Here is a 17,406-nt window from a genome sequence, read left to right as displayed (position 1 = left end):
GGGTGGTACAACACCGAACGCATCCAACAACGACTCAAGGGCCTGACCCCGATGCAATATCGGAATCAGACCCTTGAACCCCTAACCGCCTAGAATTAAACCAGTCCAACTTTCGGGGGCCAGTTCAGAGCACTACCCGCGCGGGGAGTTTTTGAGTTCAGAGCGGACTAGTTTAGTCCTCCTTGGACTCCGTCTCCTCAGCCTTGTCGGCGTTGTCAGCCTTCTTGGCCTCAGCAGCCTTGTCAGCGACCTCGGTGGTGGAGCCACCAGCGGCCGCGATCTTCTCGGCGGCGGACTTGGAGAACTTCTCTGCGGTGATGTCGAGCTTGACGGAGATCTCGCCGTCGCCCAGCACCTTCACCGGCTGGTTCTTGCGGACCAGGCCAGCTGCAGCGATGTCAGCGGTGGTGATGGTGCCACCCTTCGGGAACGCCTCAGCCAGGTCGGCAACGTTGACCACCTGGTAGACGATCTTATTGTTGTTCTTGAAGCCCTTGAGCTTCGGCAGACGCATGTGCAGCGGCATCTGGCCACCCTCGAAAGCAGCGGAAACCTGCTTACGAGCCTTGGTGCCCTTCGTACCGCGGCCAGCGGTCTTACCCTTGGATGCCTCACCGCGGCCGACGCGGGTCTTGGCCTTGTTTGCACCCTCAGCCGGGCGCAGATCATGGAGCTTGATGATGTCAGCCATGTCAGTACCTACTCCCCTGCTACTTCTTCAACGGTGACCAGGTGGGCCACCTTGAGGATCTGGCCGCGGGTCGCGCTGTTGTCCTGCTTGACAACAGACTGACCGATCTTGCGCAGACCGAGAGCCTCGAGGTTCTTACGGGTAGCCGGCTTCTCGCCGACCTTGCCGTGGTGAAGTGTAATTTTCAGTGCCATTGTGCTTAAGCCTCCTGTCCTGCGCGCTGACGCAGCATGCGTGCGGGGGCGACTTCCTCGATGGACTTGCCACGACGAGCGGCAACTTCCTCGGGGCGCACAAGTTCCTTCAGGCCAGCAACGGTGGCCTTGACCACGTTGAGGGCGTTGTCGGAACCCAGCGACTTAGCCAGGATGTCCTGGACGCCGGCGCACTCGAGCACCGGACGGGCAGCGCCGCCGGCGATGACACCGGTACCGGGAGCAGCCGGACGCAGCATGACCACGCCTGCGGCATCCTCGCCCTGAACCGGGTGCGGGATGGTGCCGCCGATCATCGGGACGCGGAAGAAGTTCTTGCGAGCCTCTTCTGCACCCTTCTGGATAGCGGCGGGGACTTCCTTCGCCTTGCCGTAGCCAACGCCGACCATGCCCTGGCCGTCGCCGACCACCACGAGGGCGGTAAAGGACATGTTGCGGCCACCCTTGACGGTCTTAGCAACACGGTTGATGGTGACAACGCGCTCGATGTACTTATCGCGCTCGTCCTGTGCACCACCTCGACGGTCATCGCGGCGGCCACCACGGCCACCACGGTCGTTGCGGTCATTGCGTCCGCCACGGTCGTTGCGGCCGCCGCGGTCGTTGTTGTTCTGGTTCTTCTGGTCGTCGGCGGATGCTCCGCCGTCACGCCGTTCACGCTCGGCCATGTCGCGATCCTTCCGTTGAGTTTCGTCTGCGGTGGTCATTAGAACTTCAGACCACCTTCGCGGGCGGCGTCGGCAAGCGCGGCGACGCGGCCGTGGTACTTGTAGCCGCCACGGTCGAAGACGACCGTTTCGATGCCGGCTTCCTTGGCGCGCTCAGCGATGAGCTCGCCGACCTTAGCTGCCTTAGCCTTCTTGTCACCCTCAAGGGTGCGCACTGCATCTTCCATGGAGGAAGCGGACACGAGAGTGTGGCCGGCTAGGTCGTCGATGACCTGGACATGCATGTGGCGGGAGCTGCGGTGCACGACGAGACGCGGGGTCTCCGGGGTGCCACGCAGGGTCTTGCGGATGCGGTTGTGGCGGCGGACGCGGGCCTCGCGGCGGCGGGTAGCAATGTCCCGGCCGACCGGGGTGCGCTTCTGAGTAGTCTTTTCTTCAGTGCTCATGGATTACTTACCCGTCTTTCCGACCTTGCGGCGAACCTGCTCGCCCTCGTAACGGATGCCCTTACCCTTGTACGGATCATCCTTGCGGAGGCGGCGGATATTCGCAGCGACCTGGCCAACCTGCTGCTTGTCAATACCTTCGATGGAGAGCTTCGTGTTGCCGTCGACGGCGAACGTGATGCCCTCCGGAGCCTCGATGAGGACCGGGTGCGAGTAGCCGAGGGAGAACTCGAGGTTCTTGCCCTTGAGCTGGACACGGTAGCCGACACCGAAGATCTCCATGTTGATCTTGTAGCCCTCGGTGACGCCGACAACGCAGTTGTTGATCAGCGAGCGGGACAGACCGTGGAGCGAGCGGTTGTCGCGGTGGTCATTCGGACGAGAAACCACGATCTGGTTCTCTTCAACGGCTGCGGTGATCGGTTCCGGAACATCGACGGTCAGGGTGCCCTTCGGGCCCTTGACCTCGACGTGCTGGCCGTCGATCTTGGTTTCCACACCGTTGGGGATGGCGATAGGCGCGTTACCTACACGAGACATATCTGTTCAACCTCCCTTTACCAGACGTAGGCGAGGACTTCCCCACCTACACCCTTCTCTTGGGCCTGACGGTCGGTCAGCAGGCCGTGGGACGTGGAGATGATCGCCACGCCGAGGCCGCCGAGAACCTGCGGCAGGTCGTTGGACTTCGCGTAGACACGCAGACCGGGCTTGGACACGCGACGCAGACCAACGATGGAGGTCTGACGCGACGGGCCGTACTTGAGCTCGAGGGTCAGGGTCTTGCCGACCTTTTCTTCCTCGACCTTGTAGTCAGCGATGTAGCCCTCCTGCTTGAGGATCTCCGCGATGTTGACCTTCAACTTCGAGGAGGGCATGGACACGGTCTCGTGGTGCGCATTATTTGCGTTGCGCACGCGAGACAGCATGTCCGCAATGGGATCTGTCATGGTCATGGTTGACCGCTTACCTTTCTCGTTGCGGTTCCCATAACCCACCTGGTCCATGTGCCCGAAAGCACCTTGAACTCGCGTTTTCCGTGTGTTCTGTCGGGGGCTACTACGAGTGGAAAATTCACCTGACCGGCGTGTTTTCCGACTCAAACAGTGTGGGCGCTCCTTGCCGCTCAATAACGGAAGATGCTCGCCGCCACCCTTCATACGGTCCGCATTTCGGCGGGGGGCCTGCAACAAAGTTGGATGTATACGTTCAATGCGGATCTGGCGCACGCATACCGCGCGCGCAGAACCGTTGGTAAACCATACAGGTCAGGGCAAAGAAAGCACAAATTGCTTAGCGACGCCCCGTGTGCCCCATCGTCCTGCCGAATCGTGAGCGTTCGGCTACGGCACCAGGACGGTGTGGAAATACGTCGTCTGGGTCTCGTTGAAATTGTTGTCCGAGACGACGATCAGGGTGCGGCGCCCGTCCTCGGTGCGCGGACCCCATGCCAGGCCCTCCACGTTGTCCGGGTGCGGCTTCTCGGTGGCGAAATCGAAGACGAGCTCCTTGGACACCGTCTTCTCGTCGCCGTCCAGCTTTTCTTTGCCCAGCACGTCGTCGGCGCCGTCGAGATCGAGCTTGTAGATCTCAGCCTTGTTCTCGCCGTTTTCGCCCAGGTCCTTGAAAAAGCCACGCTGCAGCATGTAGAGATCGCCGTTGTCGTCTGCCAAAAGCGACGTCGCGCCGCGTCCGGCTTCGAGCTTGACAACGAGCTCTCGGGTCGGCTTGCCGCTCTCCAGGTCGTAGAAGGTGATGCGGTTGACCGATGCGTCCTTCTCCGTATTCTTCGCGCCATCCTGGGCGAGGGCGTTTTCTTCGACGGTGACGGCCGTACGCCCGCCGTCGATAAGCGTCATGCCCTCCGGCCCGTTGTTGTTGTAGATGCCTCGCGTGGAAATGCCGTTGGGCACCTGGTAGCCCGGCACGTCAATGCGGCGGATTTCCTTGCCGTCAGGCGCGGACTCGATGAGCTGCGGCGCGACGACCTGACCGGGCTTGCCGTTGCCCTCCGTGGTCCACAGGAAATTGCCGTTCGGCAGGACACGGATTTCCTCCGGGTCAATGAACTCGTCGTAGGCCTTGCCCTCCGGATCGGTGAACTCGATGACGCCGTCGCGGGTGAATGTCTTGTGGTCCGTCGTGGTGAAGACATACGCGCGGACCGGGCCGTGCTCGTTCTTGTCGTCGGAGAGCACGACGTAGCGGCCCGGCGCGACCTCGTCGATGCCGCTGAACCCGCCAGCAGCCGGATCATCGTTGACCGCGCTGAAATCGAAGCGGTTCGCGTACTCCGCCCCCTTCGGCTCCGCTGGTGCGGGCTGATCCTTGTCCCCCTTCGAAGAACCCGGCAGCGCGCCCGTGATCGCCTGGATGATCACGAAGCTGAGACCGCCGAGCACCGCAGCTGCGGCCACGACACCCGCCAGCGCCGCCGGCACCGGCACCGTGACCCCACCGATATTCACCTCGCGCTGCCCGAGGCCTTCCAGGTCGAACGGCAACGACGACAGGTCGTTCAACCCTGGAATAGCGGGCGCTGGGGCCGGCTGCGGAGCGGGCGCCGGGGCTGGTGCCGGCTCAGGGTGACCGCCGTGCGCGACCGCGGGTGCTGGGTTGACTGCGAGGGCGACCGAAACGGTGAGGGCGACAGCGGCGCGCACTGCGGGGCGGCGGCCAGCGGCGAAACGGGTGGAACGGGACATGACTACTCCTGTGGCTCGGCGAAACGTGATTCCAAGCCTAAGAACCACCGCGTGTGCCGCAAGCGCTGCAGCGGCAATTCATGTCCCCGTAATAGACGCGTTGATCCGCGTTCAACTCGCCGGAGCGCCCCGGATGTGGCCTAGCACGGCAACGCCGGGCGCGCGCGGACACGAGTCTGGCCGAGATCGCTGGTCTCCCCCGCACTCACGCCGCGGAAATACGACCCGGCGTCGACCGTCGCCTTCGATGCGCGGTTGGTGAATTCGATGCCCTGCTGTGCGGCGAAAGCGCTCATCGCGTCACTTGCTTTATCGCGGTCGTCCATCAGTGCGAGGGCGTATTCGCCCTTGCCTGCGGCGACCGTGCCTTCAGCTGCTTGCAGCCGCTCAGTGATCACGCTGATGAACCCGCCCATGAAAGAGCGGCGCGCCACCACCGTCGCCACACCGAGTGCGCGGCTGCCGCTGATCTGCTGCGCCCCGGCAGCCATCTGCGGGTTGAGGACTCCGAAGAGCATGTCCACCCGCTCTATGTGGCGGCGGAGACCGAAAGCGGTGACGGTGGAGATTTTGCGGGAGCGCCTGGTGCTTTCCATGTAGCCCATGCAGTGCAACGCATTGCAGAGATTCAGCAAAAGCGACGCCTGCATGTCGGTATAAGAGCCGCCCAAGGCGAATGTGCGCATAATCACCTCATCACCGTCGGTCGGGTTCCGCAGATCTCTTTCCTCGAAACCGTACGCCGCCATGAGCTCAAAAGCCTTCTGGTAAAAGATCTCCCCCTCGGCCGTTCCGGCCCGGTCCGCTGCCTGGTTAAGCAGCTTTTGAACACGTTCTTTGACCTTGTCGATATTCGTCGTACCCATAATGTCCCCCTTGGTTTTGTTGTATGGAAGGTACGCCACTGGTTCTATCGCGCGCATGCACCCACGTCGCCCGCTGTCGAACACCGCCCTGTGGATAACTTCGTCCCCGGCACAATATTGCGGCCGGGACTAGGGTCGGGAACTAAGGCTGCCAACTGCTTTTGCACAGCAGCGACAACGAGCGAAGGAGCATCAATGATCCATCCGAACGCATCGCGCAAGGTCGACGTCGACACCAACACCCCCACCCCCGGCAACAAGGTCGTTCTGATCGGTGCCGGCGACGTCGGAATGGCCTACGCCACGGCCATCGTCAACCAGGGCTTGTGCGACCACCTCGCCATCATCGACCTGAATGAAGAGAAAGTCTGGGGCGAGGTCGCTGACCTCAACCACGCTGTGCCGTGGTCCGGACACAACACCCGCATCACCCAGGGCACCTACGAGGATTGCCGCGACGCCGCTGTCGTGGTCAACTGCGCGGGCGTCGCCCAGCGCGACGGCGAGACCCGCCTCGAGCTCGTCGGCCGCAACGTGAAGATCTTCAAGTCCATCGTCGATGAGGTCATGGACCACGGCTTCAACGGCATCTTCGTCGTGGCCACCAACCCGGTCGATGTCCTCGCGTACGCGACCTGGAAGTTCTCCGGCCTGCCGTCCAACCGCATCATCGGCTCCGGCACCGTGCTGGACACCGCACGCTACCGCTTCGCTCTCGGCGAGTACTTCGGCATCAGCGCTTCCTCCGTCCACGCCTACGTCATCGGCGAGCACGGCGACACGGAGCTGGCTGTCGTCTCCTCCGGTTCCGCAGCGGGCATCCCGCTGACCACCCGCCTGGAAAAGATGGCGGAGACCGACCCGAACACCTCCAACAAGATGGAGGAGATCTTCGTCAAGACCCGCGACGCGGCCTACGACATCATCCGCGCGAAGGGTTCCACCAGCTACGGCATTGGTGGCGGTCTCGCCCGCATCACCCGCGCTGTACTCAAGAACGAAGATGTCGTCCTGCCGGTCAGCGCCCTGCTCGAGGGACAGTACGGCGAAGAAGACATCTACATCGGCACCCCGGCCGTGATCAACCGCAACGGCATCCAGGACATCGTCGAACTCTCCCTCGACGAGCGCGAGTCCGAGCAGTTCGCCCACTCCGCTAAGGTCCTGCGCGATGTCATGAACCAGGCGGAGCTCACGGACTAGTTCCCGCTCTAACCGCGGCCGCTACTCGCGGCCTTTCTCTCGCCGGTCGAGCATCATGCTCGCACCGGCGAAAATTATGCTCCAGACAATGACACTGACGATGGCCCACCACAGTGGGTCGGTGACGAGTTGGTCACCATCGTTGGTCACCTGAGCTCCTTCGGTCAGCGGATACCGGGTCAACACGGCCGCCCCGTACAGCGGGGTGAATCGTGCGGCCTGCAGCATTGCGCCGGAAAGCGGAACGAACATATTCGCCGCGAAGCCGAGCACCACCACCGACATCGTCGCGATGGACACGGAAGCAGGCGTCTTCAGCGCCTGCGCCCACACGAGCCCGTAGAACCCGAACGGAAGCGACAGCAACGAGGTGAGCAAGAATGTTTGCCACCAGGCATTCGGCTGCATCTCGGCATTGAACAGGGCACCTGTGAGGAAGACTGCGGCGACGGGCAGCACGGCATGCACGGCGATGAGCAGCAGCCTGGCCCCCATGATCTGCGAGCTGCGCAGCGGGGTCAGCGCGAGCGTTCGCCCCCACCCCGTGATGTTCTCCACGACGGCGTTGCTCGCCGTGGAGACAGCTCCAGTGATTCCGCCGTACAGGGCCATACCGACCATGACGTAGGCAGCGACATTGCCGTTGCCGAATTCTGCGTCGGTCTGCTGGGTTGCCGAGCTGAAGATGAGATAGAAGACGACGGGGAGCACGACTGAGGAGATGAGCGTGCTCCACCGGGTGCTGATGCGTTTGAGGTTAAAGAGTGCGAATTTTGCGGAACTCATGAGTTGATCTCTTTTCCGGTCAGCTCGATGAATGTGTCTTCAAGCGTGGAGGGGGTCACGGTGAGATTGCGGGCGTCGGTTTCCGTGAGCAACCAACGCACCAACTCATCGGATTTCCCGGTTCGCACCGTCAGCGTTCCGTCGCGGTATTCGGCCCCGGGAACCTGCTGCGCATATTGCTTATCGACGACAGCGCTCACCCAATTCCACCCCGTGGCCTCCCGCAGTTCTGTGGCACTACCATCTGCGATCACTTGGCCCTTGTCCAGGATGACGATGCGGCGCGCCATCTGTTCTGCTTCTTCCAGATAATGCGTGGAGAACAAAATGGTCCGCCCGTTTCGGGCTTGCTCATGCATGGCATCCCAGAAAGTGTGCCGAGCAGCGGGATCCATGCCCGTTGTGGGCTCGTCGAGCACGAGGATGTCCGGGTGCCCCAGCAATGCGAGCGCGAACCTCACCCGCTGCTGTTGCCCGCCCGAGCACTTCCCTACCCTGCGTCCTGCAATATCCTGCAGACCTGCCGCTTCGATGGCGCTGTCGACGCTCATCGGATCGTGGTGGGTCGACGCGATCATCGCCACGGTGTCGCGCACCGTCAGGTCCGGCAGCAGCCCGCCGGTCTGCATGACCGCGCCGATACGAGCATCGCGCACAGCATCGTGCGGAGTCGTTCCAGCAATCCGCACGTCCCCCGATGTAGGCCGTGTCAGTCCGAGCAATAAGTCGATCAACGTCGTCTTGCCCGCACCGTTGCGCCCAAGCAAGCCGACTACTTCGCCCTCCCCGACATCCAGCGAGACATCGTTGAGGGCCGTCACACTCCCGAATTCTTTGTTCAATCCCCGTGTTTGGATCACAAAATAAATTTAAGCGTGATGTGGCTCACTTGTCCATATATTTCCCTTGTTTTTTGGCGAGTAGACTCGCGGGCGGATTCTCGCCCGGAAGGAGAAAAGCATGATTTCCTACTTGACCGACATGGACGGCGTGCTGCACCGCGAGGGATCGGTGATCCCGGGCGCTGAGGAGTTCGTCTCCGCCCTGCGGGAGGAGGAAATCCCGTTCATGGTGCTCACGAACAACTCCATGCAAACGCCACGGGACCTGTCCGCGAAGCTCGTGCGCATGGGCCTGAACATCGACCCCGAACGGATTTGGACATCTGCGACAGCCACCGCCCACTTCCTGTCCAAGCAGGCGGGCGAGTCCAGCGCGTACGTCATCGGGGAAGCAGGCTTGACGACGGCTCTTCACGAGCAAGGCTGGATCCTCACCGACGCCGACCCCGCCTTCGTGGTCCTGGGTGAAACGCGCACCTACTCCTTCGAAGCGATCTCTACCGCGGCGAACCTGATCATGAACGGTGCCCGCTTCATCGCCACCAACCCGGATGTGACCGGCCCCGGCCCGAACGGAGTCGTGCCCGCCACCGGCGCAGTCGCCGCGATGATCACCGCCATGACCGGCAGGAGCCCCTACTACGTGGGCAAACCCAATCCGGTGATGATGCGCACGGCCCTGAACAATATCGGCGCCCACTCCGAAAACACCGTCATGATCGGCGACCGCATGGACACCGATGTCAAAGCCGGCCTCGAAGCCGGCATGCGCACCATCCTCGTGCGCACCGGCATTTCCGACGACGCCGAAATTGCCCGCTATCCCTACCGCCCCACCACGATCCTCGACTCCGTAGCCGAACTGGCGAGTCGCGTTCACGACCCGTTCAACGACAACGAGGCCTAGGGGAGCCGGTATGGGAAGCACCTAGCGCACGGTCCCGCGCGGGACGATGACGGGGGCAACACCGGCTGGGTCGTCCCACACCTCGGCCCGCAGCCCGTAAGCCTGTGCCAGAACTTCCGCTGTCAAGGCCTGCTCCGGCGTGCCATGCGCCACGATGGCGCCGTCGCGCATGACCACCATCGTGTCGGAAAACATGCCGGCCAGCATGAGGTCATGCAAGACCATCACCACGGCCTTGCCGCGGCGCGCCTGCTCCCGGGCGAGGGAGAGCATGTCAATGGCGTGGGCGGGATCGAGGAAGGTAGTTGGCTCGTCGAGCAGCAGCACGGGTGTGTCCTGCGCCAAGGTCATGGCCAGCCACACTCGCTGACGCTGTCCGCCGCTCAATGCGTCGATATCGCGTTCAAGGAGATCGCTGATCCCCGTGGCCTCGCATGCGCGGGCGATCGCCTCATGGTCAGCGGCGGACGGGCCAGCCATGCGGGCCTGGTGCGGGTGTCGCCCGCGGGCGACCAGCTCCCCGACATACAACCCGCTCGGTGCGCTCGGGTGCTGCGGCAGGAGAGCCACACGGCGGGCGGCCTCGCGCGCCGACAGGGAGTGGATATCGACACCGTCGACGTGCACCATTCCCGCACTGGGCACGAGGAGTTTGGACATCGCCTTGAGCAGTGTCGACTTGCCGCAACCGTTCGGCCCAATGAGCGTGTTCACCTCCCCTGCGCGCGCCGTTAAGTCGATGCCATGGAGCACCTCCGCTCCGTCCCCGTAGCCCACCCTGATGCCCTGGGCCACGAGTGCGTCCGCGGTCTGTGTCTTGCTGTTCATTTCCTTGCTTTCCTTCTGGATTGTTGCGCCTCGCGCTAGCGGTCTCGGCTCCACACCAGCACCACCAGAACGACCCCTCCTATAGCGGCGGAAACAGCTCCGACCGGCGCTGTCGACGGAATGAAACCGCCGATCACAGCGCACACCCCCAAGATCGCCGCCCCTGCAGCCCCCGCCACCACCGGCGAGGGAGTCGGGGTGCCGGCGACGAGCCGACCGAAGTGCGGAGCGATAAGCGCGACGAAGCCGATCGGCCCGGCAGCTGCGACCACCACCGCCGATACACCCGTGGCCGCGATGAGCAACGCCCTGCGCTGCGCAGTAATGCTCACTCCGAGCATCGCGGCCGAGTCGTCGTCATGCGCCAAAACCGGCAGGTCGCGTCCACACCACACCCCGAGCGCGACGAAGGGCGCAAGCCCCAGCAGCAGCGGCAGGATGGCATCCATGCGGACAAACTCAGTGGACCCAGCCAGCCAGGTCTGTGCCTCGGCGGCGCGCAGGATCTCGGCGCGAAGCAGCAGGTAGCTCACCGCCGCATGCAGCATGAGGGTCAGCGCGACACCAACGATGACGATCCTGTCACTTGTACCGATTCCCCCGATCAGCGCCAGCACCACGACGACGGCAGCCGCGCCCACCAGTGCGAGCAGCGCGCGCCACCAGAAGACGGGGATGTCGTCTGCGAAGGAGGGGCGGTAGGTGATGCTGCCCAGCACCACGAAAGCCGCCGCACCGGAGGTCACCCCCAAAATATCCGGGGAGGCCAGCATGTTGCGTGACATCGACTGCGTCCACGCCCCCGCCATTCCGAGCGCTGTCCCGACGATGAGTGTCGCCAGGGCGACGGGCATCCGCAGGTCCCACACCGCCATGATCTCGCGATTGGTGCCACCTCCGGTAAGAACGTCCACCACACGCGCTGGGCTCAGCTCCAACGCCCCCTGCCCGAGAAGGACCAGGTAGGCAGCTCCAGCCACGGTGGCAAACACTGCTCCGGCGACGGCCGTCCTTCTCCTGCGCTCGCGCCGCTGCGCGCCCAGGACCTCTACGATCCGGTCCATCTACGCCACCGCCTTCTGCATCGTCGAGCCCTGGCGCACCGCCGCGATGAGCACAGGCCCACCAATCACGGCCATGACGATCGACATCTCAACCTCACCGGGACGCATGATGAGGCGCCCAACGACATCTGCGAGCAGCACCAACGCTCCGCCGAACAGGGCCGAGGGCAGCAGGAGACGGCTAACCTGAGGGCCGACGATGCGACGCATGATGTGCGGCGCCGCGAAGCCGACGAAGGCGACGGGTCCGGCGGTCGCGGTGGCGCAACCGGCGAGAATCACCACGCCGAGTGCAGCGAAAACCCGCGCCAGCCGGGGCGAGCCGCCCAGCGCGAGGGACGTCTCCTCCCCCATGGCCAAAAGGTCCAGGGGGCGTGCAGCCAACACAGCGACCAGCATCCCGACGGCGAACCCGGCCCACGCAACAGCAGCGTCGGCGTAGCCGCGGCCAATAGTCGAGCCGACCACCCAGTGCCTCATACTGTCGAGCACCTCAGTGTCGAACAGTCCGATGAGGACTGAACCCGCGCTCAAGGAGGCACCGACTCCCATACCCACCAGAATCAGAGTGAGCGGGCTGGCAGAGCGGCGTGACACGACGAGCACCAGAGCGGAAGCGGCAGCCGCACCAACGAAAGCGTGAACGGTGGCTCCGGCAAGGCCCGCCACCGTGCCCATGGCGCTACCGAGGGCCACCGCGAACGCTGCGCCCGCGGTGACTCCGATGAACCCGGGGTCCGCCAGCGGATTGCGTGTCCACGCCTGAGCCAAAACGCCGGCAACGGCCAAGCACGCCCCGACGGCGTAGGCGAGCAGGGTGCGCGGAACGCGCAGCTGCCAGAAGATGGTGCGCACGTCGATGCTGCCTTGCCCTGCTGCCGCGCCGACGAGCTCACCGAGCGGGATCGCGCGTGATCCAAGAGCGAGTGAGGCCACCACCGCCACGGCTGAAACGGCAACAAGTGTGATGAGTGCTCGTCGCGTTACCGCGGTGCGGACCAGGATATTAGCTGTGCTCATCGGGCTCTCAGAGCTGTTCCTCGAACCTCTCCGCGACCCACGGGATGGTCACCGGGTTGGGCATGCTCATAGCGCTGCCGGTATCGGTGTCGAGGTAGCGCACGCGCCCATCGCGCACCACATCGAGATTCTTGAACGTCGGGTCATCTTTGATCTGGTCGACCAAGCCGTTGTAGTCGAGGACAAACAGGTAGTCCACGTTATTGAGCTCGGTGTAATTCTCCGGCGCATAATCGACGAAGAAAGTCGAGCCGTCGCCCTGCAGTTCATCCGGGATCTCAAAGCCTAAGTCCTCGATAAACTGTCCTCGCCCGTCCTCCGCCGTGTAGAGGCCGATCTTGCCGTCGTACGGCATGACGATGGCCGCACGCGCGCCCTGCACCTCAGGGTGATCCCGGCGGAAATCATCGAAGACCTGCTGCGTCTGCTTGATCAGCTCCTGACCCTCAGACTTCTTTCCGACGCCCTCGGCAATCGCAGTGACCTGATCTTCCCAAGGGACCTGCCAGTCGTCGAACTCTTCAGGCGCAAGCGTCGTCGGCGCGATGTTTTCCAGTGATTCCTGGGCTTCGACATCGACCGCCTGGTTCACGGCGACAATATGGGTGGGGTCCACCGCAGAGACCTGCTCGAGAATATCGGCGGTAAAGCCACTAGCGGAGTTATAGATGGCCACGGGGTCGGCATCGCCAAGCAAGTGCTCAGACCACGGACCGACGCCGGAAGGGCCAATGTCTCCCTCCGCTCCCCACGGGGCAACGGCGACAGGAGTGATTCCGAGGGCGAGCAGCGTGTCAGCGTCGCCGAGGCCGAGGCTGGCCACGCGCATCTCGGCGGAGTTCGCCGCAGGCTCGGGCTCGCCCTCGCCGCGCGAGCAGCCCGTCAGTGCGACGGCGGCGGTTGCCACGAGGGCAACGGTGCTGACGGCACGCGTTTTCAGAAATTTCATAGTGGGGTCCTTGGAGCATCTGGGCCCATTTAGGGCACAAAAATGTGTTCAAATTGTGTCGACTGTCGTACCGTAGACCCCATAGGTAGAATAAAGCAAGCCTCACCTTACTTAGGACACCCTACGACACATGCCAACCCACCTCCTCCACCCCGTCACCCTCGTCGCCAACGAGCAGCTCAAGCCACGTCTGCACCGCCTCACCTTCACCGGAGAGGCTTTCGCGGACTACCCCTTGAGCGGCCCCGATGAGTATTTCGGCTTAGTCATGCCGAAGCCGGGCCACCCCTTCCGCCCCTTCAGCTTCAGCGGCGTCAACATCCGCGCGGCGGTGGCAGCAATCCCCGAGGAGACACGCCCCGCCCTCCGCTGGTACACCATCCGCAGCCTCGACAGGGCACGCAAGCTTATCGACGTCGACGTGGTCACCCACGGCGATTCCGGACCCGGCTCCCGGTGGATCCGCCAGGCGCGCCCAGGCGACACCGCCGGCATGTTCACGTGTCCCGCCCTGTGGAAGCCCCCGGCATCCTCGCAGCTACTCGTCGCCGATGCCTCAGCGCTGCCCGCCCTGCGCCATATCCTGGCCTACCAGGAGGCCAACGCACCCCAGGCCCTCACGCAGACCCACGCCGTCGCCGTCGTCACGTCCCCAGAGGAAATCGAGGACGGCCTGGCTGAGCAGTGGCACGAAAAGCTCGCCTCCCTCACCGTCATAGAAGCGCCGAAAACCGCCGAGACCGAAGCCACTCTGGCCGTCTTGCGCGAACACTTCGGCGCAGGACAACCGCCGCGCTCCGTGTGGGTCTCCGGCGAAGGGAACCTCACCAAATCCGTACGCGCACTCGCCGTGAAGGACTGGGGCCTTGCCCCGTCCGACGTGGTCTGGGTCCCGTTCTGGTTCCACGGCAAGGCCCGGCCATAACCGACCCGAGCACCTCCAACAAGATGGAGGAGATCTTCGTCAAGACCCGCGACGCGGCCTACGACATCATCCGCGCGAAGGGTTCCACCAGCTACGGCATTGGTGGCGGTCTCGCCCGCATTACCCGCGCTGTACTCAAGAACGAGGATGTCGTCCTGCCAGTCAGCGCCCTGCTCGAGGGCCAGTACGGCGAAGAGGACATCTACATCGGCACCCCGGCCGTGATCAACCGCAACGGCATCCAGGACGTCGTCGAGCTCTCCCTCGACGAGCGCGAGTCCGAGCAGTTCGCTCACTCCTCCAAGGTCCTGCGCGACGTCATGAACCAGGCGGAGCTCACCGACTAAGAGCTTTTCGACGGACGCGTTCACACCCCCTGACCCCGCCTCCCCCGAGACCGCGCGCGGCAGGGGGCCGCTGCCCGGAAAATGTGAACTGCAGCCCTGACGCGGTAGGTTGGGGCACCTTACGATCAGCGGCCGGGATCATGGACCGAAAAGGCCGATGGGCACGATCCACGTCCGATCGCTGACTTGCGCCGCGACACCAGTTGGAGTGACAAGCAGCAGCGCCTCGGGAGGACGCTTAATACTTTCGGCCACCTGTTGCAGACGCGGCGCAGCTTCAATAGCTGCTTCTTGGGTGAGTTTGACCTCGACACCGACCCATCTTCCGTCACGAAGTTCTAGCACAATGTCGATCTCCGCTGTCCCGTCCTTATTCCGGAAGTGGAAAGCGGTCCCGCGCAAAGGCTGGCTGTAGACGCGAAGGTCACGCAGCACTAGGGATTCAAATAGGAAACCCAGTGTGCGGGGATCTTTCGCGAGCGCAGTATGAGATGCACCCATCGCCGCAGCCGCCAACGATGGATCAACTAAGTGTCTTTTCGGTGTGGCATTCAGACGCGACTTGGAGCGTCGGGCCGGGGCCCACGGAGGCTGGTCTTCCACAAGGTACATTCGGCCAGCGAATTCATGGAAAAGAGGCGCGTATTTTTCCCCGACCTCGATTCCTTCTTCTCCTAACCGTTCCTGGATTGTGGTCAACGGAGATGGATGGGCTGTTAAGGACGCGTATGCGCGGACGAAATGCAGGAACCGCTGTGGCGAGCGTCGTGTTCCTCCCACAAACGGGAATTCGTTCTCGGCGAGATTATCCAGATAGCCTTCGACCAGAAGTTCAGCGACATCCGCATCCCTGTCAACCCAGGAAGGCCAACCGCCCCTCGTGATGAGACGACAGACATCCGAGATCGAATGTGTGCTCGACGCCGCGCCCTCGAGTGGAGTTTCTCCCGCAAGAAGCCGGCGAAGGGAAAAACTACCGGGCGAATCACCCGATTCGTAGAGTGTCATCGGGCGCATCGTTAAGTTCAGAATTCTCCCGGCGCCGGGATGCTTGATTGTTTCACTGTCGGGCCAGGCCGAGCCAGAAAGTATAAACCGCCCCGGAGTGGGATCTTCATCGACAGCTCGACGAACCGCACCCCACAAACTCGGGGCAAGCTGCCACTCATCCAACAAGCGCGGTGCCTCACCTTCGAGAAGCGCGGCGGGATTGAGGGCAACAATCTGAGCCGTCTCAGCTCCCATACGGTCAATCTGCGCGATTGAGCATGCGGCCTGCATGCCAGTTGTTGTCTTTCCCGAGGCGCGGGCACCCGCCAACTGCACCGCTGGTGAAGCTTCCAGATAAGCGTTCAAGAGCTGGTCTACAATCCGCGGACGATAAGTCTTCATACTGCAAGAATAGACAAACCTGCCGGAAGTGTCGACGTTAACCTAACGGAATAGTCGACGCAAACCTGCCGGAAGTGTCGACCTCCTATGGCGTCCTACGCCGTAGACTGAGCGAGGCGACTCCGAGCAACACGACGCAGACCGCCAGCAAAATCGCCGCATCGATCCCGATATTGCCCTGCGGGAAGGCAGCTTGATCCGGCACTCCACCGAGCGATTGCATTGCATCGACGGCGTAGCTGACTGGCATGGCCGCGGAGATCACTTCGAGAATCCGTGGCATATCCGCGCGCGGAACGAGGAGGCCGCAGAGCAAGAACTGTGGCACAACGACTGCTGGCACGAACTGCACAACCTGAAACTCCGTTCGTGCGAATGCTGAGGCAGTGAGACCGGCGGCGGTTCCCACCAGAGCGTCGAGAAGCGCGATGCCAAAGAAAGCCGCGAGCGACCCGTCGACATCAACCCCTAGCCACATCACGCAGACTGCGACCGTGATGAAAGTTTGCACGAGCGAGAGCAGCGAGAACGCCAAGGCGTATCCCCCGATAAAGGCTGCCCGCGACACAGGCATGGTGAGCGTGCGTTCCAACGTGCCGGACCTGCGCTCACGAAGCGTCGTGATGGATGCCACGAGGAACATCACAAGGAAGGGAAAGAGAGCGAAGATCGCGTGCGCAATGCGGTCGAACAGCTGAGTGTCGATGAGAATCCAGTAGAGCAGGGACATGAGTAGAGACGGGACCGCAAAGACAAGGATTAGGGTGCGCGGGTCACGTCGAAGCTGCATGAGCACGCGCTTTGTAACGGCTAGTGTTGCTCTCATTGTTCCATCACCGCCAAGAAAGCCTCTTCCATCGACTCCGCTCCTGTCTGCGCCAGGATGTCGTCATGGGTCGCGTGCGTGACCCGGCCATCATGGACGAACAGCACGTGTTCGCAATGATCAGCCTCGTCGAGAATGTGGCTGGAGACGATCAGTGCCGCGCCCTCGTCCACCATTTGCTGAAACAGGTCCCAGAGTTGCCGGCGCAACAACGGGTCGAGGCCGACAGTCGGCTCGTCGAGGACCACCAACTCCGGGCGAGGGAGCAGCGCCATCGCCAGACTGACGCGACTGCGTTGACCGCCGCTTAATCGCCCGCAGACCTGATTGAGATGATCGTGCAACCCCAGCTTTTCGACGATCTCATCCCTCCTCCCCTTCGGAAGCCCGTAGATGCTGCGGACGTAGTCGAGGTTCTCCCGCACGGTGAGATCGTCGAAGACGCTCGCCGCTTGGGTCGCGTACGTCACTCTCGTTCGCAGTTCGGGATGGCCTGCAGGCTGGCCAAGCACCCGCACCTCCCCGCGTACATGTGCTTGAGTCCCGACGATCATGCGCATCAGCGTGGTCTTTCCTGAGCCGGACGGTCCGACGAGTGCTGTCATGGAACCCCGGGGAACGGTGAACGTAGCGTTTTCGACGATGCGCGCCGACGCCCCGTTCATCGAGACCGCTGGGTCTTGGTTCGTTGAAGTTTCCATACCCTTATTTTCTCTTCCAGGCGCT

21 protein-coding genes and 1 pseudogene are annotated in these 17,406 nt (G+C 63.0%); 5 read left to right on the top strand and 17 right to left on the bottom strand.

The window, feature by feature from the left end:
• On the top strand, positions 1–93 hold a 93-nt coding region (locus tag J5Y21_RS09700; protein WP_210573289.1), incomplete at its 5' end, for an IS3 family transposase.
• 79 nt (positions 94–172) lie between these two features.
• On the opposite strand, the gene rplO is transcribed toward J5Y21_RS09700, so the two are convergent.
• From rplO to J5Y21_RS09660, 8 genes are all read right to left on the bottom strand, one after another.
• Positions 173–691 carry a 50S ribosomal protein L15 gene (gene rplO / locus J5Y21_RS09695; RefSeq protein WP_210575051.1) on the bottom strand — a complete coding sequence of 173 codons (519 nt, stop codon included), beginning with the start codon at positions 689–691 and terminating at the stop codon, positions 173–175.
• 8 nt (positions 692–699) lie between these two features.
• Positions 700–885, bottom strand: coding sequence for a 50S ribosomal protein L30 (gene rpmD, locus J5Y21_RS09690; RefSeq protein WP_210575049.1), 186 nt, complete (start codon positions 883–885; stop codon positions 700–702).
• Positions 886–890: 5 nt separating this feature from the next.
• Positions 891–1,574 (bottom strand): 30S ribosomal protein S5, encoded by a 684-nt coding sequence (rpsE, locus tag J5Y21_RS09685; RefSeq protein ID WP_210575065.1) that lies wholly within the window; start codon positions 1,572–1,574, stop codon positions 891–893.
• A gap of 38 nt (positions 1,575–1,612) precedes the next feature.
• The gene (gene rplR / locus J5Y21_RS09680) at positions 1,613–2,020 is read right to left on the bottom strand and encodes a 50S ribosomal protein L18 (RefSeq protein WP_246875142.1); all 408 of its coding nucleotides are present in this window, start codon (positions 2,018–2,020) and stop codon (positions 1,613–1,615) included.
• 3 nt (positions 2,021–2,023) lie between these two features.
• Positions 2,024–2,560, bottom strand: a complete 537-nt coding sequence (rplF, locus tag J5Y21_RS09675; RefSeq protein ID WP_210575047.1) for a 50S ribosomal protein L6 — start codon at positions 2,558–2,560, stop codon at positions 2,024–2,026.
• A gap of 17 nt (positions 2,561–2,577) precedes the next feature.
• A complete protein-coding gene (rpsH, locus tag J5Y21_RS09670; protein ID WP_210575045.1) occupies positions 2,578–2,976 on the bottom strand; it encodes a 30S ribosomal protein S8 in 399 nt (132 codons plus the stop codon).
• 387 nt (positions 2,977–3,363) lie between these two features.
• Positions 3,364–4,725, bottom strand: a complete 1,362-nt coding sequence (locus tag J5Y21_RS09665) for an esterase-like activity of phytase family protein (RefSeq protein WP_210575040.1) — start codon at positions 4,723–4,725, stop codon at positions 3,364–3,366.
• 140 nt (positions 4,726–4,865) lie between these two features.
• Complete coding sequence (locus tag J5Y21_RS09660; RefSeq protein ID WP_210575037.1) at positions 4,866–5,591, bottom strand: DUF2786 domain-containing protein; 726 nt, start codon at positions 5,589–5,591, stop codon at positions 4,866–4,868.
• 195 nt (positions 5,592–5,786) lie between these two features.
• Here J5Y21_RS09660 and J5Y21_RS09655 point away from each other — a divergent pair, with 195 nt between their 5' ends.
• Positions 5,787–6,794, top strand: a complete 1,008-nt coding sequence (locus J5Y21_RS09655; protein ID WP_210575035.1) for an L-lactate dehydrogenase — start codon at positions 5,787–5,789, stop codon at positions 6,792–6,794.
• A 21-nt stretch (positions 6,795–6,815) separates the two neighbouring features.
• On the opposite strand, the gene J5Y21_RS09650 is transcribed toward J5Y21_RS09655, so the two are convergent.
• Complete coding sequence (locus J5Y21_RS09650) at positions 6,816–7,580, bottom strand: ABC transporter permease (protein ID WP_210575033.1); 765 nt, start codon at positions 7,578–7,580, stop codon at positions 6,816–6,818.
• Positions 7,577–8,401 carry an ABC transporter ATP-binding protein gene (locus J5Y21_RS09645; protein WP_349236984.1) on the bottom strand — a complete coding sequence of 275 codons (825 nt, stop codon included), beginning with the start codon at positions 8,399–8,401 and terminating at the stop codon, positions 7,577–7,579. The genes J5Y21_RS09650 and J5Y21_RS09645 overlap by 4 nt, the downstream gene beginning before the upstream one ends.
• A gap of 139 nt (positions 8,402–8,540) precedes the next feature.
• Here J5Y21_RS09645 and J5Y21_RS09640 point away from each other — a divergent pair, with 139 nt between their 5' ends.
• A complete protein-coding gene (locus J5Y21_RS09640; RefSeq protein WP_210575028.1) occupies positions 8,541–9,329 on the top strand; it encodes an HAD-IIA family hydrolase in 789 nt (262 codons plus the stop codon).
• A 21-nt stretch (positions 9,330–9,350) separates the two neighbouring features.
• On the opposite strand, the gene J5Y21_RS09635 is transcribed toward J5Y21_RS09640, so the two are convergent.
• The 4 genes from J5Y21_RS09635 to J5Y21_RS09620 are packed head-to-tail and all read right to left on the bottom strand — an operon-like array spanning position 9,351 to position 13,190.
• A complete protein-coding gene (locus J5Y21_RS09635; RefSeq protein WP_210575026.1) occupies positions 9,351–10,157 on the bottom strand; it encodes an ABC transporter ATP-binding protein in 807 nt (268 codons plus the stop codon).
• 35 nt (positions 10,158–10,192) lie between these two features.
• Entirely contained in the window at positions 10,193–11,221 is a 1,029-nt protein-coding gene (locus J5Y21_RS09630) for an iron ABC transporter permease (protein ID WP_210575024.1), read from the bottom strand.
• Positions 11,222–12,241 (bottom strand): iron ABC transporter permease, encoded by a 1,020-nt coding sequence (locus J5Y21_RS09625; protein ID WP_210575022.1) that lies wholly within the window; start codon positions 12,239–12,241, stop codon positions 11,222–11,224.
• Between the two features lie 7 nt (positions 12,242–12,248).
• On the bottom strand, positions 12,249–13,190 hold the full coding sequence (locus J5Y21_RS09620; protein WP_210575019.1) for an ABC transporter substrate-binding protein: 942 nt from the start codon (positions 13,188–13,190) through the stop codon (positions 12,249–12,251).
• Between the two features lie 130 nt (positions 13,191–13,320).
• Between J5Y21_RS09620 and J5Y21_RS09615 the strand changes: the two genes are divergently transcribed.
• A complete protein-coding gene (locus J5Y21_RS09615) occupies positions 13,321–14,115 on the top strand; it encodes a siderophore-interacting protein (protein ID WP_210575017.1) in 795 nt (264 codons plus the stop codon).
• 20 nt (positions 14,116–14,135) lie between these two features.
• Positions 14,136–14,462 (top strand): annotated as a pseudogene (ldh, locus tag J5Y21_RS09610) (L-lactate dehydrogenase); the annotation flags it as partial.
• 138 nt (positions 14,463–14,600) lie between these two features.
• On the opposite strand, the gene J5Y21_RS09605 reads toward ldh, so the two are convergent.
• From J5Y21_RS09605 to J5Y21_RS09595, 3 genes are all read right to left on the bottom strand, one after another.
• Positions 14,601–15,854, bottom strand: a complete 1,254-nt coding sequence (locus tag J5Y21_RS09605) for a DUF4143 domain-containing protein (protein WP_210575013.1) — start codon at positions 15,852–15,854, stop codon at positions 14,601–14,603.
• An 85-nt stretch (positions 15,855–15,939) separates the two neighbouring features.
• The gene (locus tag J5Y21_RS09600; RefSeq protein WP_210575011.1) at positions 15,940–16,680 is read right to left on the bottom strand and encodes an ABC transporter permease; all 741 of its coding nucleotides are present in this window, start codon (positions 16,678–16,680) and stop codon (positions 15,940–15,942) included.
• Positions 16,677–17,381: an ABC transporter ATP-binding protein gene (locus J5Y21_RS09595; protein WP_246875138.1), complete on the bottom strand. Its 705-nt coding sequence runs from the start codon at positions 17,379–17,381 to the stop codon at positions 16,677–16,679. The genes J5Y21_RS09600 and J5Y21_RS09595 overlap by 4 nt, the downstream gene beginning before the upstream one ends.
• Positions 17,382–17,406 lie beyond the last annotated feature (25 nt).

It is taken from the genome of Corynebacterium sp. Marseille-P3884 (assembly GCF_017942225.1).
Lineage (GTDB): Bacteria > Actinomycetota > Actinomycetes > Mycobacteriales > Mycobacteriaceae > Corynebacterium.
Note: the sequence above shows the minus strand (reverse complement) of the source record. Positions and strands in the feature narration are given on the sequence as shown.